Origin of the sequence: Shinella kummerowiae, assembly GCF_009827055.1 — a bacterium.
Taxonomy (GTDB): Bacteria; Pseudomonadota; Alphaproteobacteria; order Rhizobiales; family Rhizobiaceae; genus Shinella; species Shinella kummerowiae.
On sequence record NZ_WUMK01000004.1, the window covers coordinates 409,198 to 427,183 of the forward strand.

General features: G+C 63.1%; 16 protein-coding genes. 4 read left to right on the forward strand and 12 right to left on the reverse strand.

Annotation, left to right across the window (positions count from 1 at the left end):
* Window positions 1-36 precede the first annotated feature (36 nt).
* On the forward strand, window positions 37-399 hold the full coding sequence (gcvH, locus tag GR138_RS13030) for a glycine cleavage system protein GcvH (RefSeq protein WP_160859674.1): 363 nt from the start codon (window positions 37-39) through the stop codon (window positions 397-399).
* Entirely contained in the window at window positions 399-3,260 is a 2,862-nt protein-coding gene (gene gcvP / locus GR138_RS13035; RefSeq protein WP_160859675.1) for an aminomethyl-transferring glycine dehydrogenase, read from the forward strand. The genes gcvH and gcvP overlap by 1 nt, the downstream gene beginning before the upstream one ends.
* 228 nt (window positions 3,261-3,488) lie before the next feature.
* Here the strand turns inward: gcvP and GR138_RS13040 are convergent, their stop codons facing one another.
* The 10 genes from GR138_RS13040 to GR138_RS13085 all read right to left on the reverse strand — a co-directional run bounded on the left by GR138_RS13040 (window position 3,489) and on the right by GR138_RS13085 (window position 13,233).
* Window positions 3,489-3,896 (reverse strand): response regulator, encoded by a 408-nt coding sequence (locus GR138_RS13040; protein ID WP_160859676.1) that lies wholly within the window; start codon window positions 3,894-3,896, stop codon window positions 3,489-3,491.
* Entirely contained in the window at window positions 3,880-5,745 is a 1,866-nt protein-coding gene (locus GR138_RS13045; RefSeq protein ID WP_160859677.1) for a PAS domain S-box protein, read from the reverse strand. The genes GR138_RS13040 and GR138_RS13045 overlap by 17 nt, the downstream gene beginning before the upstream one ends.
* A gap of 122 nt (window positions 5,746-5,867) precedes the next feature.
* Complete coding sequence (sufA, locus tag GR138_RS13050) at window positions 5,868-6,257, reverse strand: Fe-S cluster assembly scaffold SufA (protein ID WP_160859678.1); 390 nt, start codon at window positions 6,255-6,257, stop codon at window positions 5,868-5,870.
* Window positions 6,258-6,393: 136 nt separating this feature from the next.
* Complete coding sequence (locus GR138_RS13055; RefSeq protein WP_160859679.1) at window positions 6,394-6,774, reverse strand: SUF system Fe-S cluster assembly protein; 381 nt, start codon at window positions 6,772-6,774, stop codon at window positions 6,394-6,396.
* 11 nt (window positions 6,775-6,785) lie between these two features.
* A complete protein-coding gene (locus tag GR138_RS13060; RefSeq protein ID WP_160859680.1) occupies window positions 6,786-8,024 on the reverse strand; it encodes a cysteine desulfurase in 1,239 nt (412 codons plus the stop codon).
* Window positions 8,025-8,091: 67 nt separating this feature from the next.
* On the reverse strand, window positions 8,092-9,366 hold the full coding sequence (gene sufD, locus GR138_RS13065) for a Fe-S cluster assembly protein SufD (RefSeq protein ID WP_160859681.1): 1,275 nt from the start codon (window positions 9,364-9,366) through the stop codon (window positions 8,092-8,094).
* Window positions 9,367-9,387: 21 nt separating this feature from the next.
* Window positions 9,388-10,143, reverse strand: a complete 756-nt coding sequence (gene sufC / locus GR138_RS13070) for a Fe-S cluster assembly ATPase SufC (protein ID WP_160859682.1) — start codon at window positions 10,141-10,143, stop codon at window positions 9,388-9,390.
* Window positions 10,144-10,191: 48 nt separating this feature from the next.
* A complete protein-coding gene (locus tag GR138_RS13075) occupies window positions 10,192-10,353 on the reverse strand; it encodes a hypothetical protein (RefSeq protein ID WP_160859683.1) in 162 nt (53 codons plus the stop codon).
* A gap of 114 nt (window positions 10,354-10,467) precedes the next feature.
* The gene (gene sufB / locus GR138_RS13080) at window positions 10,468-11,937 is read right to left on the reverse strand and encodes a Fe-S cluster assembly protein SufB (protein WP_160859684.1); all 1,470 of its coding nucleotides are present in this window, start codon (window positions 11,935-11,937) and stop codon (window positions 10,468-10,470) included.
* A 138-nt stretch (window positions 11,938-12,075) separates the two neighbouring features.
* Window positions 12,076-13,233 (reverse strand): cysteine desulfurase family protein, encoded by a 1,158-nt coding sequence (locus GR138_RS13085; RefSeq protein ID WP_160859685.1) that lies wholly within the window; start codon window positions 13,231-13,233, stop codon window positions 12,076-12,078.
* 212 nt (window positions 13,234-13,445) lie between these two features.
* On the opposite strand from GR138_RS13085, the gene GR138_RS13090 reads away from it, so the two are divergent.
* Window positions 13,446-14,123, forward strand: a complete 678-nt coding sequence (locus GR138_RS13090) for an alpha/beta hydrolase (RefSeq protein ID WP_069058938.1) — start codon at window positions 13,446-13,448, stop codon at window positions 14,121-14,123.
* Between the two features lie 61 nt (window positions 14,124-14,184).
* On the opposite strand, the gene GR138_RS13095 is transcribed toward GR138_RS13090, so the two are convergent.
* Both GR138_RS13095 and GR138_RS13100 read right to left on the reverse strand, forming a co-directional pair.
* The gene (locus GR138_RS13095) at window positions 14,185-15,363 is read right to left on the reverse strand and encodes a GGDEF domain-containing protein (protein ID WP_160859686.1); all 1,179 of its coding nucleotides are present in this window, start codon (window positions 15,361-15,363) and stop codon (window positions 14,185-14,187) included.
* A gap of 89 nt (window positions 15,364-15,452) precedes the next feature.
* On the reverse strand, window positions 15,453-16,586 hold the full coding sequence (locus GR138_RS13100; protein WP_160859687.1) for an anhydro-N-acetylmuramic acid kinase: 1,134 nt from the start codon (window positions 16,584-16,586) through the stop codon (window positions 15,453-15,455).
* 129 nt (window positions 16,587-16,715) lie between these two features.
* On the opposite strand from GR138_RS13100, the gene tyrS reads away from it, so the two are divergent.
* Window positions 16,716-17,969 (forward strand): tyrosine--tRNA ligase, encoded by a 1,254-nt coding sequence (gene tyrS / locus GR138_RS13105; RefSeq protein ID WP_160859688.1) that lies wholly within the window; start codon window positions 16,716-16,718, stop codon window positions 17,967-17,969.
* Window positions 17,970-17,986 lie beyond the last annotated feature (17 nt).

Genomic DNA, 17,986 nt, shown 5'->3' on the forward strand with positions numbered 1-17,986 from the left:
GCGCCTGCACCGTTACTTTTTCAGAGAGGAACAAACATGTTGAAATTCACAGAAGAACACGAGTGGCTGAAGATCGAGGGCGGTGTTGCGACCGTCGGCATCACCACGCACGCGGCCGAACAGCTCGGCGACCTCGTCTTCGTCGAACTGCCGGAAGTCGGCGCGACCTTCTCGAAGGGCGGCGATGCGTCGACCGTCGAATCGGTCAAGGCTGCCTCCGACGTCTACTGCCCGCTTGATGGCGAAATCGTCGAGGTGAACGAGGCCATCGTTGCCGATCCGTCCCTCGTCAACAGCGATCCGCAGGGCGCCGGCTGGTTCTTCAAGCTGAAGCTTGCCAACCCGGCCGATGCTGATGCCCTGATGGACGAAGCCGCCTACAAGGAGCTTGTCGGCTGATGTCTCTTCCCAAGGACTTTGCCTTTACCGATTACCAGCCCTACGACTTCGCCAACCGTCGCCATATCGGCCCTTCGCCGAAGGAAATGGAAGCGATGCTCAAGGTGATCGGCTATCCGAGCCTCGATGCGCTGATCGATGACACCGTGCCGAAATCGATCCGGCAGGAAAAGCCACTCGAATGGGGTGCGGCGATGACCGAGCGCGAAGCGCTCGACAAGCTGCGCGAGACCGCGAGCCGCAACAAGAAGCTCGTCTCGCTGATCGGCCAGGGTTACTACGGCACGATCACGCCCCCGGTCATCCAGCGCACCATCCTGGAAAATCCCGCCTGGTACACGGCCTATACGCCCTACCAGCCGGAAATCAGCCAGGGCCGCCTCGAGGCACTGCTGAACTACCAGACGATGGTCTGCGACCTGACCGGGCTTGACGTGGCAAACGCCTCGCTGCTCGACGAGGCAACCGCGGCCGCCGAAGCCATGGCGATGGCGCAGCGCGTGGCGAAGTCCAAGGCGACGGCCTTCTTCGTCGACGAGAACTGCCACCCGCAGACGATCGCGCTGCTCAAGACCCGCTCCGAGCCGCTCGGCTGGACCATCGTCGTCGGCGATCCCTTCACCGATCTCGACCCCGTCGACGTGTTCGGCGCGATCTTCCAGTATCCCGGCACCTATGGTCATGTGCGCGATTTCACCGGCCTGATCGCCCGTCTGCACCAGACCGGCGCCATTGCCGTGATTGCTGCCGATCCGCTGGCCCTCGCCCTCCTGAAGTCGCCGGGTGACATGGATGCCGATATCGCCATCGGATGCACCCAGCGTTTCGGCGTACCGGTCGGCTATGGCGGGCCGCATGCCGCCTATATGGCCGTCAAGGACGCCTACAAGCGCTCGATGCCCGGCCGCCTCGTCGGCGTCTCGATCGATGCGCGCGGCAACCGGGCGTACCGCCTGTCGCTTCAGACCCGCGAACAGCACATCCGCCGCGAAAAGGCGACGTCGAACATCTGCACCGCGCAGGTTCTGCTCGCCGTCATGGCCTCGATGTATGCCGTCTTCCACGGTCCGCAGGGCCTCAAGGCCATTTCGCAGAGCGTGCACCAGAAGACCGTGCGCCTCGCGATGGGCCTGGAAAAGCTCGGCTATACCGTTGAACCCGAAGTCTTCTTCGACACGATCACCGTTCACGTCGGCAAGTTGCAGGGTATCATCCTGAAGACGGCCGTCGCGGAAGAGGTGAATCTGCGCAAGATCGGCGACGACCGCATCGGCATCAGCCTCGACGAGCGCTCGCGCCCCGTCACGCTGGAAGCCGTCTGGCGCGCCTTCGGCGGCAATTTCGAGGTGGCGGAATTCGAGCCGGGCTACCGCCTGCCGGAAGACCTGCTGCGCACCAGCGAATACCTGACGCATCCGATCTTCCACATGAACCGCGCGGAAAGCGAGATGACGCGCTATATCCGCCGTCTCTCGGACCGCGATCTTGCGCTCGACCGTTCGATGATCCCGCTCGGCTCCTGCACGATGAAGCTCAATGCGACAGCGGAAATGCTGCCGATCACCTGGCCGGAATTTGCGGAAATCCATCCGTTCGTCCCGGCCGACCAGGCACAGGGCTATCGGCACCTCATCGAGGACCTGTCGCAGAAACTCTGCGACATTACCGGCTACGACGCCGTCTCCATGCAGCCGAATTCCGGTGCGCAGGGTGAATATGCCGGTCTGCTGACGATCCGTGCCTATCATCTCGCCAACGGCCATACGCACCGCGACGTCTGCCTGATCCCGACCTCAGCGCACGGCACCAACCCAGCGTCGGCCCAGATGGTCGGCATGAAGGTCGTCGTCGTGAAGGTGTCGGACAATGGCGACATCGACATGGACGACTTCCGTGCCAAGGCCGAACAGCATGCGGACAGCCTGTCCTGCTGCATGATCACCTACCCGTCCACACACGGTGTCTTCGAGGAGAATGTACGCGAGATCTGCGAGATCGTGCACAAACATGGTGGCCAGGTCTATATCGACGGCGCCAATATGAACGCCATGGTCGGGCTTGCCCGTCCCGGCGATATCGGCGGCGACGTCAGCCATCTCAACCTGCACAAGACCTTCTGCATCCCGCATGGCGGCGGCGGTCCCGGCATGGGGCCGATCGGCGTCAAGGCGCATCTGGCACCCTTCCTGCCGGCCAATCCGACGACTGGCGAGGCCGGTGCGGTCTCGGCCGCGCCCTTCGGCTCGGCCTCCATCCTGCCGATCTCCTGGAGCTACTGCCTGATGATGGGTGGTGCTGGCCTGACGCAGGCGACCAAGGTGGCGATCCTCAACGCCAACTACATCGCCGCCCGTCTGAAGGGCGCCTATGACGTGCTCTACAAGTCCGCCAAGGGCCGTGTGGCGCACGAATGCATCATCGACACACGTCCGCTGGTCGACAGCGCCGGTGTGACCGTCGACGATGTCGCCAAGCGCCTGATCGACAGCGGCTTCCATGCGCCGACCATGAGCTGGCCGGTCGCCGGCACGCTGATGATCGAGCCGACCGAATCGGAGACCAAGGCCGAAATCGACCGGTTCTGCGATGCGATGCTGGCGATCCGCGAGGAGGCCCGCGCCATCGAGGAAGGCCGGATGGACAAGGTCAACAACCCGCTGAAGAACGCTCCGCACACGGTGGAAGACCTGGTCGGCGAATGGGATCGCCCCTATTCGCGCGAGCAGGCCTGCTACCCGCCGGGCGCCTTCCGCGTCGACAAGTACTGGTCGCCCGTCAACCGCGTCGACAACGTCTATGGCGACCGCAACCTCGTCTGCTCCTGCCCGCCGCTTGAGGATTACGCAGACGCAGCCGAGTAACACTTGATCCGGCCGATCCCGTCGGCCGGATTTTCGCTCGTACCTCTCCTGCGTCATCCTCGGGCTCGACCCGAGGATCCACGCACGAACTCACGGCGTGCCGCGGGACTTGGATCCTCGGGGCGAGCCCGAGGATGACGAAGGTGGGTGGGGCGCCGTTACCGAAAACCGATGAACCCCGGCCGATCCTATCGGCCGGGGCTTTTCATTTTCGGGCAGGGAGGAGGATCAGGGGGCGACGGCGACGTCCAACCAGAAACGGGTAAAGCCCTCTGCGAAATCGCGGTAGCCGCTGACGGTCGAGGGTTTGACGGCATAGGCATTGGCGCCGTTTTGATAGGCGCGGTTCACGTCGACGGAATTCGAGGAGGAAGAGAGCATGATCACCGGGGTGACGGCCGTGCGCGTGCGTGCGCGCAACCGCTTGAGCAGGTCCATGCCGCTCGTTCCGGGCATGTTGATGTCGAGCAGGATATAGTCGAACGCTTCGCTGTCGAGCCGGTCGCTCGCCTGTTCCGCATCGGCGACGTGGGTGATTTCGATCAGGCTGCCGGCATCGCTGAAGGCACGCATGACGAAGCGTACATCGACGGGATCGTCATCGACGACGATCAGCTTTCTAGCCGAGCCTGCCACGTTCGTTCCCCCTTGATTTTACGGGTTGCGGAAACGTCACCACGAAGCGTGCGCCCGGACCATAGCTGGTGTCAAGCGCTATCACGCCGTTGTGGCTCTCGACGATCCGCCGCGCCAGCGCCAGGCCGACGCCGGTGCCCTGATAGACCGTTTCGTCCCGGTGAAGTCTCTGGAAAACCTCGAAAATCCGTTCGACATGCTGGGGATCGATGCCAATGCCGTCATCTTCAACGATGAAAGCAATGCCATCGTCGTTCTCTCTTGAATAGACGCGCACCACGGGGGCCTTATCCGGGTGGCGGTATTTCAGAGCGTTACCGATGAGATTCTGCGCCAGGCGCTTGAGAAGCTCCGGGTCGCCCATCACGTCCGGCAGCGGCCGGACATCGATCCGCCCGCTGGTTTCCTGCACATGGGTTTCAAGCAGCACCAGTGCATCGCGCACCACATCGGAGAGCGCGACCGGCTTTGGCGATGTGATGCGGTAGGCGATCTGGGAAAATTCGAGCAGGCTGTCGATAATGCGGCGCATGCGCGCGGCACTTTTGCGCACATGGTCCGAATAATGCGCCAGTTCGGCAAATTCACCGCGGTGCAGGTCTTCCGAAATCATCTCGGCGAACATGGAGAGATGGCGTAGCGGCGCCTTCAGATCGTGCGACACCGTCGCCGTGAACTGGTCGAGCGCCTCGTTCTTGCGGCGCAGTTCGTTCGTCTGTGCCTCCACCTGCTGCTGCTGGCGCTTGGCTTCAGTAATGTCCCGCCCGACGCTGACGACCTCGGTGACGCCGTCTTCATCGAAGATTGCGACGGCCGTCCAGAACATCCAGTCTTCCTTGCCGTCCGGCCCCTCGGTGCAGACTTCGAGCGAGCGCACGGGCGCTTCGCGCGTGTAGTTTTCGATGTTCATCAGGTCGGCGGTCTGTTCCGGCGCGCAGGCGACATCCGGCAGGTAGCGGCCGACAAGCTCGTCGGTGGTCGAGCCGACATGCGCGGCATATTTGTCGTTGGCAAAACGGATGGTGAGGTTCCTGTCGAAGCGCAGGATCATATCCGGCAGGATCTGCAGCAGCGAGAGATAGTCGCGACGCTTCTCCTCAAGCGCCGCCTCGGCGCGCTTCAATTCCGACACATCGACGCGCAACGCCACGATGTCGCCGGTTTCGGCCACATGGCTCTCGCCGCGAATCCACCGGTCCTTGCCGAACTGGAAGACGCTTCCGCCGCTGTCGGTGTTCCTGTGGCTTTCAAGGCGCTCTCGCACCGTCTCCTCGGCCTCCGGCGTACCCTCCCGGACGCCGGGAAACATGCCGACGCGCAGGCTGGCGCGGGCGATACTCTCAAGGGTCGCGCCGACACGCACGGCGTCGCGCGCCTGCCCGCACCGCTCCTTGTAGGAACGGTTGAACATGATCAGGCGTTCCTCCTGGTCGAAGATCGCAAAGCCTTCGGTCATGGTGTCGAGTGCTGCGGCAATACGCTGGCCAAGCAGGATCTGCTCGCCGTGGCTGCCGCCGCTGACAAGGCTGCGCAGGATCAGCGCGTAAGATGGGACCTCATTCTCCTCCGGAACGGCAATCACATGGGCCGTCGCATCGAAGGTCGTGCCGTTGTCGTGGCGAAAGCTGAAGACATGCGTGTTTTCCCGCCCGGCCGCAACGCAGCGGGCAAGCGTCGCAGTCGCGTCGTCGCTGTCGAAGATGAGCCTACTGGCCGGTGCGCTGCCCTCGCGATTCCAGCCGAAGGCCCGGCCGGCCGCATCATTGTGCGACACCAGCCGCGCTTGCGCGTCGACGATGACGGCAGGAAACGGCAGGTTCTGGTAAAGTGCCGCGGCAAAGCCGGTCATCGCTCGCGCCCCTCTCCCTGGCGATCACGCCGGCTGGCGAATACCGGCCGGGACCACGAGACTAGGCAAAACCATCAGCGAAGGAAAGGTGCAAGGATTAAGGGGGCTTGCACCCGCCGATTTCAGGCGCGCACCGTCGGCTGGCCGGCGGCAGCGAGTGCCGCAAGGTCTGCCGGCTTCAGTTCGACCGATTCGCCGCAGCCGCAGGCCGACGTCTGGTTCGGGTTGTGGAAGGTGAAACCGGAGCGCAGCGTCGTCACCTCGAAGCCCATCTCGGTGCCGAGCAGGTAGAGCACGGCTTCCGGTGCTACCCAGACTCGGGCGCCGTTCCGCTCGATCAGGTCATCCTTGGCGTTGGGGTCGGTGACGAGGTCGATGGAATATTCCATGCCCGCGCAACCGCCCTTCTTGATACCGACGCGAATGCCCTTGGCCTCGCCGCCGGCATTGTCGACGATCGCCTTGACGCGGTCTGCCGCCGCATCGGTGAGCTTCATAACTGCAAAGGCCATGGGCCATTTCTCCTTCGACCTGCCGGGTTCAAGGCCCGACGGTTTCCGAATCCGAATCTAGTGACCCCACGTTAAGGGATCAATACTGTCTGCCGCGTGATCTTGTCCGAAAAGCCTGCAACTTTTCGCGATCACGCTAGTACCAGCCGACGGCGACCTGGGCTTCTTCCGACATGCGATCCGGCGTCCACGGTGGATCGAAGGTCATCTTGACCTCGACGCCGGACACGCCTTCCACCGCACCGACCGCGTTCTCCACCCAGCCGGGCATTTCGCCCGCCACCGGGCAACCGGGCGCCGTCAGCGTCATGTCGATCTTGACCATGCGGTCGTCTTCGATGTCGATCTTGTAGATCAGGCCGAGTTCGAAGATGTCGGCCGGGATTTCCGGGTCATAGACCGTCTTCAGCGCGGAAATGACGTCATCGCTGAGACGTGCCAGTTCGTCGGCCGGGATTGCCGAATGAACGATGCCGTCGCGGACATCCACCTTGTCTTCCGTTGCGTCGAGGGACATGGGTTTACTCCTCAGGCAAAAAACTTGCGGGCATGATCAAGCGCGTCGGCGAGAGCATCCACCTCGGCGCGCGTGTTGTACATGCCGAACGATGCACGGCATGTGGAGGTGACGCCGAAGCGTTTCAAGAGCGGCTGGGCACAATGGGTGCCGGCGCGCACCGCAACCCCAGCCCGGTCGATGACCATCGACACGTCATGGGCATGGATGCCTTCCAGTTCGAAGGAGAAGATCGAGCCCTTGCCCGGCGCCGTGCCGAAAATCTTCAGCGAATTGATCGAGGACAGCCGTTCATGGGCATAATCGCGCAGATCCGCCTCATGGGTCGAAATCGCCGCGCGGCCGATCTTTTCCATGTAATCCAGCGCATGGCCAAGACCGATCGCCTGCACGATCGGCGGCGTGCCGGCCTCGAAGCGGTGCGGCGGGTCATTGTAGGTGACGATATCTTCCGTCACGTCGACGATCATCTCGCCACCGCCCTGGAAGGGCCGCATCTCTTTCAAGCGATCCATCTTGCCGTAGAGCACGCCGATGCCGGATGGGCCATAGAGTTTGTGGCCGGTCATCACGTACCAGTCGCAATCGATGTCGCGCACGTCGACCGGCATGTGCACGGCGCCCTGCGAGCCATCGACCAGCACCGGAATGCCGCGCTCGCGGGCGATGCGGCAGATTTCCTTGACCGGAACGATGGTGCCGAGTGCATTCGACATATGCGTGATGGCGATGAGCTTGGTGCGCTCCGTCAGGCACTTTTCGAACTCTTCGATATGGAACGCACCCGCCTCGTCCACCGGCGCCCAGACCAGCTTGGCGCCCTGCCGCTCGCGGATGAAATGCCACGGCACGATGTTGGAGTGGTGCTCCATGATCGAGAGCACGATCTCGTCGCCCTCGCCGATCTTCGGCATGCCATAGCCGTAGGCAACCGTGTTGATCGCCTCGGTCGAGGATTTCGTGAAGATGATCTCGTCGACCGAGGATGCATTCAGGAAACGGCGCACCTTTTCGCGCGCCGCCTCATAGGCATCCGTCGCAGCATTCGACAGGAAGTGCAGGCCGCGATGCACATTGGCATATTCGTTCGAATAGGCATGCGCGATCGCATCGATCACAACTTGAGGCTTCTGCGCCGAGGCGCCATTGTCGAGATAGACCAGCGGCTTGCCATAGACCGTCTTCGACAGGATCGGGAAATCCTTGCGGATCGCCTCGACGTCATAGGCCTTTGCGGGGGCGTGTTCCATCTCGACTTCCTTGTCTACGCAATCCCGGACGCAAAACCGCTGCACACTTTTGCGGGGATTGCTCCTGTTACGCGTGCTTTTCGAGCCAGGCGGCGATGACACCTTCCAGCGCTTCGACCAGCGGCTCGTCTTCCAGCTCCTCGACGATCTCGGCGACGAAGGCGTTGACCAGCATGGCGCGCGCCTTGTTCTCCGGAATGCCGCGCGCCATCAGATAGAAGAGCTGGACATGGTCGATATCGATCACGGTGGCGCCATGGCCGCACTGCACGTCGTCGGCGAAGATTTCCAGTTCGGGCTTGGCGGAGAAATCCGCCTCGTCCGACAGGAGCAGCGTGTTGCACGACATCTTCGCGTCGGTCTTCTGCGCGTCGGGAGCGACGCGGATCTGGCCCTGGAAGACGCCGCGCGCGCGATCGAAAATCACGTTGCGGATGACTTCTGTCGACGTCGTGTGCGGCACGTTGTGGCCGACCGTGAAGGTCACGTCATTGTGCGTCTCGCCGCCGAGCAGGTTGATGCCGCGCAGCTTGAGATCGGAGCCCTCGCCGGAGACGACGACATGGATTTCCTGCCGCACGAGCTTGCCGCCGGCATTGATTACGTAGAGCCGCAGCTTGGCGTCCGTGCCGAGCGTGACGCGGATCTGGCCGAGATGCGTATCGGCGGCACCCTGGCCCTGGAGGATGACCCAGGTGATGTCCGCGCCATCCGAAAGCGAGATATCGCTGACCGTCGTCACGAAGGCTGGATTTTCACCGGTCGCCACGTGGCGCTCGATGACGGTCGCCTTGACGTTTGCGCCGAAGGTTGCCGGGAAGCGCGTATGCGTCTGGCCGGCATTCTGCGTCGTCTGGATTTCGAGCGGTGCGGCAAGGTCGGTGCCGGCCGGGAAATCCAGCACGAAACCGTCGCGCACGAAGGCGCCGTTGATGCGGCCGATCGTGTCGTCGCTGTCGCGGGCGGTCAGGCCTTCGGCACCGCTGCCATCGGCAAGCGCTTCCGAGAAGGTGCGCAGCGTCACGCCCTCCACCGAACCGCGTGTATCGGCAACGCCGTTGACGACCGAAAGCACCGTCGAGCCTTCCACCAGCGGCGCGAGCTTGGCCGCGGAGGCCGCCGGATCGAAGGCGGGCACGGCGCGCAGCAGCGCCTTGAGGTCCGTGTAATGCCACGCCTCGACGCGGCGCGTCGGAAGGCCGGCTTCCTTGAAGTCGCTGATGAGAATGTCGCGGGCTGCGAGCACAGCGCCATCGCCCGGCAGTTCGCCGATCGCGTGGTCGTAGGCTTCGCAGAGCGCGGTCTCGGCGACCGAGAGCTTCATGCCTGTCTGCATGTTCATGAGATTACTCCTTCACCGTGCTCAGGCAGCAGCACCGATGATGTCGGCATAGCCATTTGCTTCCAGCTCATGCGCCAGCGTCTTGTCGCCGGACTTGATGACCTGGCCCTTGTAGAGAACGTGAACCGTGTCCGGCACGATATAATCGAGCAGACGCTGGTAGTGCGTGATGACGATCACGGCGCGGTCGGGCGAACGCAGCGCGTTGACGCCATCGGCGACGATCTTCAGCGCATCGATGTCGAGACCGGAATCGGTTTCGTCGAGAACGCACAGCTTCGGCTCAAGCAGCGACATCTGCAGGATTTCCGCACGCTTCTTCTCACCGCCGGAGAAACCGACGTTCAGCGGACGGCGCAGCATTTCCGGCGCGATCTTCAGTTCCGCGGCGGCGTCCTTGACGCGGCGCATGAAGTCCGGTGTAGTCAGTTCGGCCTCGCCGCGCGCCTTGCGCTGCTCGTTCATCGCGACCTTGAGGAACTGCATGGTGGCGACGCCCGGGATTTCGACCGGGTACTGGAAGGCCAGGAAGATGCCCTTGGCGGCGCGCTCGGCCGGGTCGAGCTCCAGAATGCTCTCGCCGTTGTAGAGGATATCGCCTTCGGTGACTTCGTAGTCTTCGCGGCCGGACAGGATGTAGGAGAGCGTCGACTTGCCCGAGCCGTTCGGCCCCATGATGGCGGCAACTTCGCCGGCCTTCACGGTGAGGTTCAGGCCACGGATGATCTCGGTGCCGTCTTCGGCGATGCGAGCGTGCAGATTCTTGATTTCAAGCATGGTTTCTCGGTCCTGCGTTTGGAGCACATCGGCGCTCCCGTCTTGGTTTCAGAAGCCGAGGAAGAAATGGACCACCGGGAGCATCATGGCGGATAAACCGCCGAGGCCGAGCCCCACCACCGTGCGTACCGCCAAATTTCGAAGGTTGGGCGCATACGCTGCAAGTCCACCGCAAACCACGGCATAATATGTCAGATTGACCGGATCCATGTCGTCTCTCCCGATGAGAACCGTACCCGTCTAGTATAACGGATCACGCGAAAACTTCATCGGAAGGCCAGTCCGGCCACCCGGCGGAAAACCGCCGGGGCACTCTTCATTCGATCAGCCGACCGAGCCTTCCAGCGAGATGCCGATCAGCTTCTGCGCCTCGACGGCGAATTCCATCGGCAGCTCCTGGATGACTTCCTTGACGAAGCCGTTGACGATGAGGGCGATGGCCGCTTCCGTCGGGATGCCGCGCTGCAGGCAGTAGAACAGCTGGTCTTCGGAGATCTTCGAGGTGGTCGCCTCGTGCTCGAAATGCGCCGTCGCGTTCTTCGCCTCGATATAGGGCACGGTGTGCGCGCCGCACTTGTCGCCGATCAGAAGCGAGTCGCACTGCGTGAAGTTGCGGGCATTCTCCGCCTTGCGGTGGGCCGAGACCTGGCCGCGATAAGTGTTGTTGGAGAAGCCGGCGGAAATGCCCTTCGAGACGATGCGGCTCGACGTGTTCTTGCCGAGATGGATCATCTTGGTGCCACTGTCGATCTGCTGGTGGCCGTTCGAGACGGCGATCGAGTAGAATTCGCCGCGCGAACCATCGCCGCGCAGGATGCAGGACGGGTACTTCCAGGTGATCGCGGAGCCGGTCTCGACCTGCGTCCACGAGATCTTGGAGTTCTTGCCCCGGCAATCGCCGCGCTTGGTGACAAAGTTGTAGATGCCGCCCTTGCCTTCCTTGTCGCCCGGATACCAGTTCTGGACGGTGGAATACTTGATTTCGGCATCATCGAGCGCAACCAGCTCGACGACGGCAGCGTGCAGCTGGTTTTCGTCGCGCTGCGGCGCGGTGCAGCCTTCGAGATAGGAGACGTAGGCGCCGTCCTCGCAAATGATCAGCGTGCGCTCGAACTGGCCGGTGTTCTTCTCGTTGATGCGGAAGTAGGTCGACAGTTCCATCGGGCAACGGACGCCCTTTGGCACGAAGACGAAGGAGCCGTCGGTAAACACGGCGGAGTTCAGCGTCGCATAGAAGTTGTCGGTCGTCGGAACGACGGTGCCGAGATACTTCTTCACGAGATCGGGATGCTCGCGGATGGCTTCGGAGATCGACATGAAGATCACGCCGGCTTTCTTCAGCTCTTCCTTGAAGGTCGTGACGACCGAGACCGAGTCGAACACCGCGTCGACGGCGATCTTCGAGGTCTGCACGCCGGCCAGGATTTCCTGTTCGCGCAGCGGAATGCCGAGCTTTTCGTACATCTTCAGAAGCTCGGGATCGACTTCATCAATCGACTTCGGGCCGCTCTGGTTCTTCGGAGCCGCATAATAATAGAGGTCGTTGAAGTCGATCTTCGGATAGTCGACGCGCGCCCAGGTCGGCTCTTCGAGAGTCAGCCAGCGGCGATAGGCGTCAAGGCGCCATTCGAGCATCCATTCCGGCTCGTCCTTCTTGGCCGAAATGAAACGGATGATCTCTTCCGAAAGCCCCTTCGGAGCCTTCTCCATTTCGATGGTCGTCTCGAAGCCGTATTTGTACTGGTCGACGTCAATCTGACGGACCTGATCGATCGTTTCCTGCACCGCAGGCATATCGTTCTCCAATCTCGCCGGATCCAAGGTCCGGCAGTTTGTCAACGTGTGGCGGGTGTTCCGCCGGTTATGTAAGCGCCAAAGGGCGGTTTTCCCACCTTTTGGCAAGCGAAAACTTGAGTTTCCGCAAGATTCCGCTCAGGCCGCGCGCCGCCGCGAGACGACACGCGAGAAGGCGGCCAGAAAGCGTTCCACATCGGCCTCCGTCGAGCCCGGGCCGAGCGAGATACGCAGCCCGCCAAGCGCAGCATCAAGCCCCATCGCCGTCAGCACATGGCTCTGGCCGACCTTGCCGGAGGAGCAGGCCGACCCCGCCGACAGCGCGATGCCTTCGAGATCGAAGGCGATCTGCCCCGTCTCCGATTTGAGGCCCGGCAGGCTGAAGAACGAGGTGTTGGCGACACGCTCGCCGTCGGCGCCATGAATGATGACGTCGTTCGTCGCCGTCCGCATGCCGGCTTCCAGCGCATCCCGCAGGCCGGCGATCCGGGCATTGCGCTCCGCCAGATCCGCCACGGCCGCGCGGGCGGCGGCGGCAAAGCCGGCCAGTGCGGCCGGGTTCTCCGTGCCGGAACGGTGGCCCTTCTCCTGCCCGCCACCGCGGATCAGCGGCACCGGCATCAACACTTCGCCACGCGAGACAAGCGCGCCAACGCCCTTCGGACCGCCGAGCTTGTGCGAGGAGACGATCAAAAAATCCGCGTCGAACGCTTCGATATCCACCGGCATGCGGCCAACGGCCTGAACGGCATCGACCACCAGCAGGCCGCCGTGACGGCGAACGATCTCTGCCGCGGCCTTGACCGGCTGCACGATGCCCGTCTCGTTGTTGGCGAGCATAACGGCGACCATCGGCAGGCCCTTGGCCTTGTCGTGGGCCTGAAGGCGCGCGTCCAGGGCGTCGAGATCGACGATACCGGCACGGGTGACCGGAATGGTCGTGACGTCTTCGCGCGCAAAACGACCACCTTCGCGGACCGCCGGATGCTCGATTTCGGAGACATAGAGGTGGCCGATCGTCAGCAGCGTGCGGCCCATGCGATAGTGCGGCGTCAGGACGAGGTTTGCGGCTTCCGTGGCACCACTGGTGAAGATGACATGGGCAGGCGCGGTATTGACGAGGGCGGCCACGTCGCGGCGCGCGGCTTCCACCAGCATGCGCAGCGCCCGGCCCTCGCCATGCACCGACGACGGATTGCCGACCATGTCGAGCGCCGCGACACAGGCCTCGCGCGCCGCCGGCAACAGGGGTGCCGTGGCGTTCCAGTCCAGGTAGGTGCGATCGATCTTCGTCATCCGTTTTCCGTGCCCGCCTAGCCAAGTTCCATGCGACGTGCATTTTTCTTGAAATTGCCGTCTGGCTTGCCTTATGACACCAAGCTCACGGCGCCCGATGCGCCCATACAGTTTCGAATTGTTCTAAACTAGGTTCTAGAAAAGCTGACTGCTTTCGTCAAGACTTCAGTTGACAAGAATCCGGTCCCGAACGCGAACTTGCCGGAGTAAGAATGCCCGAAATCATCTTCAACGGACCCGCCGGTCGCCTCGAAGGCCGTTACCAGCCGTCCAAGCAGAAGAACGCCCCCATCGCCATCGTGCTGCATCCGCACCCGCAGTTCGGCGGCACGATGAACAACCAGATCGTCTACCAGCTCTTCTACATGTTCCAGAAGCGCGGTTTCACGACACTGCGCTTCAATTTCCGCAGCATCGGCCGCAGCCAGGGCGAATTCGACCATGGCGCCGGCGAACTGTCCGACGCGGCTTCGGCGCTCGACTGGGTACAGAGCCTGCATCCCGATTCGAAGAGCTGCTGGGTCGCCGGTTATTCCTTCGGTGCGTGGATCGGCATGCAGCTTCTGATGCGCCGCCCGGAAATCGAAGGTTTCATGTCGATTGCACCGCAGCCGAACATCTATGACTTCTCGTTCCTCGCCCCCTGCCCGTCCTCCGGCCTGATCATCAACGGTGACGCCGACAAGGTGGCACCGGAGAAGGACGTCAACGGCCTGGTGGAAAAGCTGAAGACGCAGAAGGGCATCCTGATCACCCACCGCGTGGTGCCGGGCGCAAACCACTTCTTCAACGGCCAGACCGAAACGCTGATGGCGGAATGCGAGGACTATCTCGACCGCCGTCTTGCCGGCGAACTGACCCCGGAACCGGCCGCCAAGCGCATCCGCTGACCGGCCGCCCCGAGTACAATGAGCCCGATGGCCCGCCATCGGGCTTTTTCTTTGCCGTTTTTCAGTTGACGATCTTGAAGGCCTCGACCACCACGGCCGGCGGCTCCGCCTCATGCACGCGGTCACGCCCCGCGGCCTTGGCCGCATAAAGCGCATCGTCGGCCCGGCGCATGGCAAAGCGCAGCGGCTCGATCTGGCCGATTTCCGCAACACCAAAACTCGATGTGACCCGCACGCCCGGCGGCAGGCCCGGAATGGGAGACACAGCGCGTGTCGCGCGCAGCGCATGCGCAAAGAGCAGGGCGGCGTCCCTGCCGGTGCGCGGCAGGAACAGCACGAACTCTTCGCCGCCGATACGCGCCACCAGCGCGCCCTGCGGAGCGGCCGCATGCAACATCTCGCCGAACGCGCGAATGGCGGCATCGCCGCCCTGGTGGCCGTGGGTATCGTTGACCGACTTGAAGTGATCGAGGTCGCAGAGCACGATGCTGTGCGGCCCCTGCTCGATCATCAGACCGTCGACACGATTGTCGAAGCCACGGCGGTTGAGCAGGCCGGAGAGCGGATCGATCTCGGCATTCACCTTTTCTTCGGCCACGATCTCCAGCACGAGTACGCAGAGCAGCATCAGGCCAACGGCAACGATCAGCACCGCGCCCATGCTTTGCGAAACGAGGGCGAACTGGCTGGCGAGATAGTCCTTCGCCGTAGTGCCCGAACCCGCGAGCACGGCCGCGAAGCCCTTCACGATGAAATGCGCGCTCGTCACCGCCAAAAGCACGATGAGCGCCCTGTCGACGAAGGACTTTACCCGCGCCTGCCAGACGGCCCACGCGCACATGCCGAGCGCCACCGCAAACGGCGTCTGGTACGGCAGCGCATGCTCCAGCGTGCCGCGCGGCAGATCATAGATCATGACATCGAGCGCTACGAAGGCGCTGAAGATGGCGACCAGAGCCGCACGGTTGGTTTTCAGGCCGTAGAGGTGCCCGATGCCGACGCGCAGCATGAACATGCCGCCGAGCATCGAGGCGAAGGCGAGGATCGCCCAGGGTTTCGGCGGCGGCACATAGGCGACAAGCAGTTCGAAGATGGTGGCGAGAGAGGCGACGGCAAAGGCGCCGGCAAACCAGCGGGCGGCAACACGATTGCGGCTCCGGGCAGAGACTGCCAGGAAAAACATGCAGAAACACTGCGCGATGAGAAAGTTCACCGTGAGCAGGAAGCCTGCACCACTCATTGGCCACCCTACGCAAAACTCGACCGTCGGCCCGTGCAAAGCCCCGGGCCGATCCGCATCGATGCTAGAGAATGGCTGCGAAAAAAGCGTTAATCGCCAAGGCCGGTTTTCCGGAGGATACCGCCTGTCACAGGGGCTTTGACGCCCGTCGTGGCCGGGAATGTGAGCGGCAGGCCGCGCAGCGACCGCACGGCGAGATAGGCCCAGGCTTCGGCCTCCATGCTGTCGCCGTTGAGATCGACCGCCTCGGCCGCGACGACCTCCGCCCTCTCCGCTTCAGCAAGGGCTGCAAGGTCGCCCATGATGATCCGGTTCAACCGGCCGCCGCCACAGACGACATAGAGTTTCGGCCGCTCCGGCAGATGGCGGGCCGAGCGCAGGATCGCCGCCGCCGTGACATGCGCGAGCGTGCGCGCACCGTCCTCGAGGCTGGCATCCCTGCCCTCCGGCGGGCGGAAATCGTTGCGGTCCAGCGACCGGCGCACCGGATCGGTGAAAAAGGCGTGGTTCAGGTAGCGATGGGCAAGGTCCGGATCGACGCGACCCTCGGAGGCGATCATGCCGCCCTGATCGAAAGGGATGCCGGCATGGGCCTCGACCCACTGGTCGATCAGCGTGTTGCCCGGCCCGCTGTCATAGGCGACGATCGCGCCGTCGCCGCCGATGAAGGTGAGATTGGAAATCCCGCCGATATTGACGAAGACGACGGCCTTGTCGGCCGCACTCGAAAGGCTCGCGGCGAGTGCGGCGTGATAGACGGGGATGAGCGGCGCCCCCTGCCCGCCATGCGCCATGTCGTTTGCCCGCATGTCATAGACGACGTCGATGCCGGTCTCGCGCGCCAGCAGCCCGCCGTCACCGAGCTGCACCGTCAGCGCCGCATCGGGACGGTGCAGGACGGTCTGGCCGTGAAAGCCGATAACGTCGATATCGGCTGACGTCAGGTCATTTTCGGCGAGGAAGGTCCGGACGGCCTCGGCGTGGCGCAGCGTCAGGTCCCGCTCGATTTCGGCCAGCTCGCCCGGCCGCTCGCTGCGATCGCCGATCGCCTTGGCGGTTTCCAATGCACCTTGCAGGCGTCGCCGGAAGGCGGGATCGTAGGACAGCCCTATGGACGGGCCGCGCTCGACCACGGCCTCCCCGTCCGTGCGCACCAGCGCGACATCGATGCCGTCAAGGCTCGTGCCGCTCATCAGACCGATCGCCGTCCGCAGTGCCGTCATCCCATAACTCCAGAATCACTTTTGAAGTGATTATGCGGTGAAACAGTGTTAAACGCCCGGCGGTTCGCCGGAAAATTCCATCCGGCCGCAAACATCCCGCCCAAAGCATTCCGGCAAGAGAGACAGGCCATGTCCGAATTCAAATCCGATTTCCTTCGCACGCTGAAAGAGCGCGGCTTCATCCACCAGATTTCCGATGAAACCGGCCTCGACGATCTTCTCGCCAAGGAAACCGTGACGGCCTATATCGGCTTCGACCCGACGGCGCCCAGTCTGCATGCCGGCGGCCTCATCCAGATCATGCTGCTGCACTGGTTCCAGAAGACCGGCCACCGCCCGGTTTCCCTGATGGGCGGCGGCACCGGCATGGTCGGCGACCCGTCCTTCAAGGACGAGGCGCGCCAGTTGATGACGCCGGAAACCATCGACAGCAACATTGCGAGCATCAAGAAGGTCTTCTCCAATTACCTGACCTATGGAAATGGCCCGAAGGACGCGTTGATGATCAACAATGCCGACTGGCTGCTCGGCATCAACTACCTGGAATTCCTGCGCGATGTCGGCCGCCATTTCTCGGTCAACCGCATGCTCGCCTTCGACAGCGTGAAGATGCGCCTCGAGCGCGAACAGTCGCTGTCCTTCCTCGAGTTCAACTACATGATCCTGCAGGCCTACGACTTCGTGGAGCTCAACAAGCGCCACGACGTGCGCCTGCAGATGGGCGGCTCCGACCAGTGGGGCAACATCATCAACGGCATCGACCTCGGCCACCGCATGGGCACGCCGCAGCTCTACGCGATGACCTCGCCGCTGTTGACGACCGCATCGGGCGCCAAGATGGGCAAGTCGCTGTCCGGCGCCGTGTGGCTCAACCCGGACATGCTGTCGGCCTATGATTTCTGGCAGTACTGGCGCAACACGGAAGACGCGGACGTCTCGCGCTTCCTGAAACTCTACACGACCCTGCCGATGGACGAGATCGCCCGCCTCTCTGCGCTCGGCGGTGCCGAGATCAACGAGGTGAAGAAGATCCTCGCGACGGAAGTGACGGCCATGCTGCACGGCCGCGCCGACGCCGAACAGGCGGCCGAGACGGCGCGGAAAACCTTCGAGGAAGGCGCGATTGCCGAAAACCTGCCATCGGTCGATGTCGCCACAAGCGAACTCGACGCTGGCATTGGCCTGCTCTCGCTCATTGTCAAGGCTGGTCTTGCCGCCTCCAACGGCGAAGCCCGCCGCCATGTGCAGGGGGGTGCCGTGCGCATCAACGACGCTGCCGTTTCCGACGAGCGCCGTCTCATCGGCACGGCGGACGTTTCGGCCGACGGCGTCATAAAGCTTTCGCTTGGCAAGAAGAAGCACATCCTCGTCCGCCCTGCCTGAAAAGGCGCGATAGACCG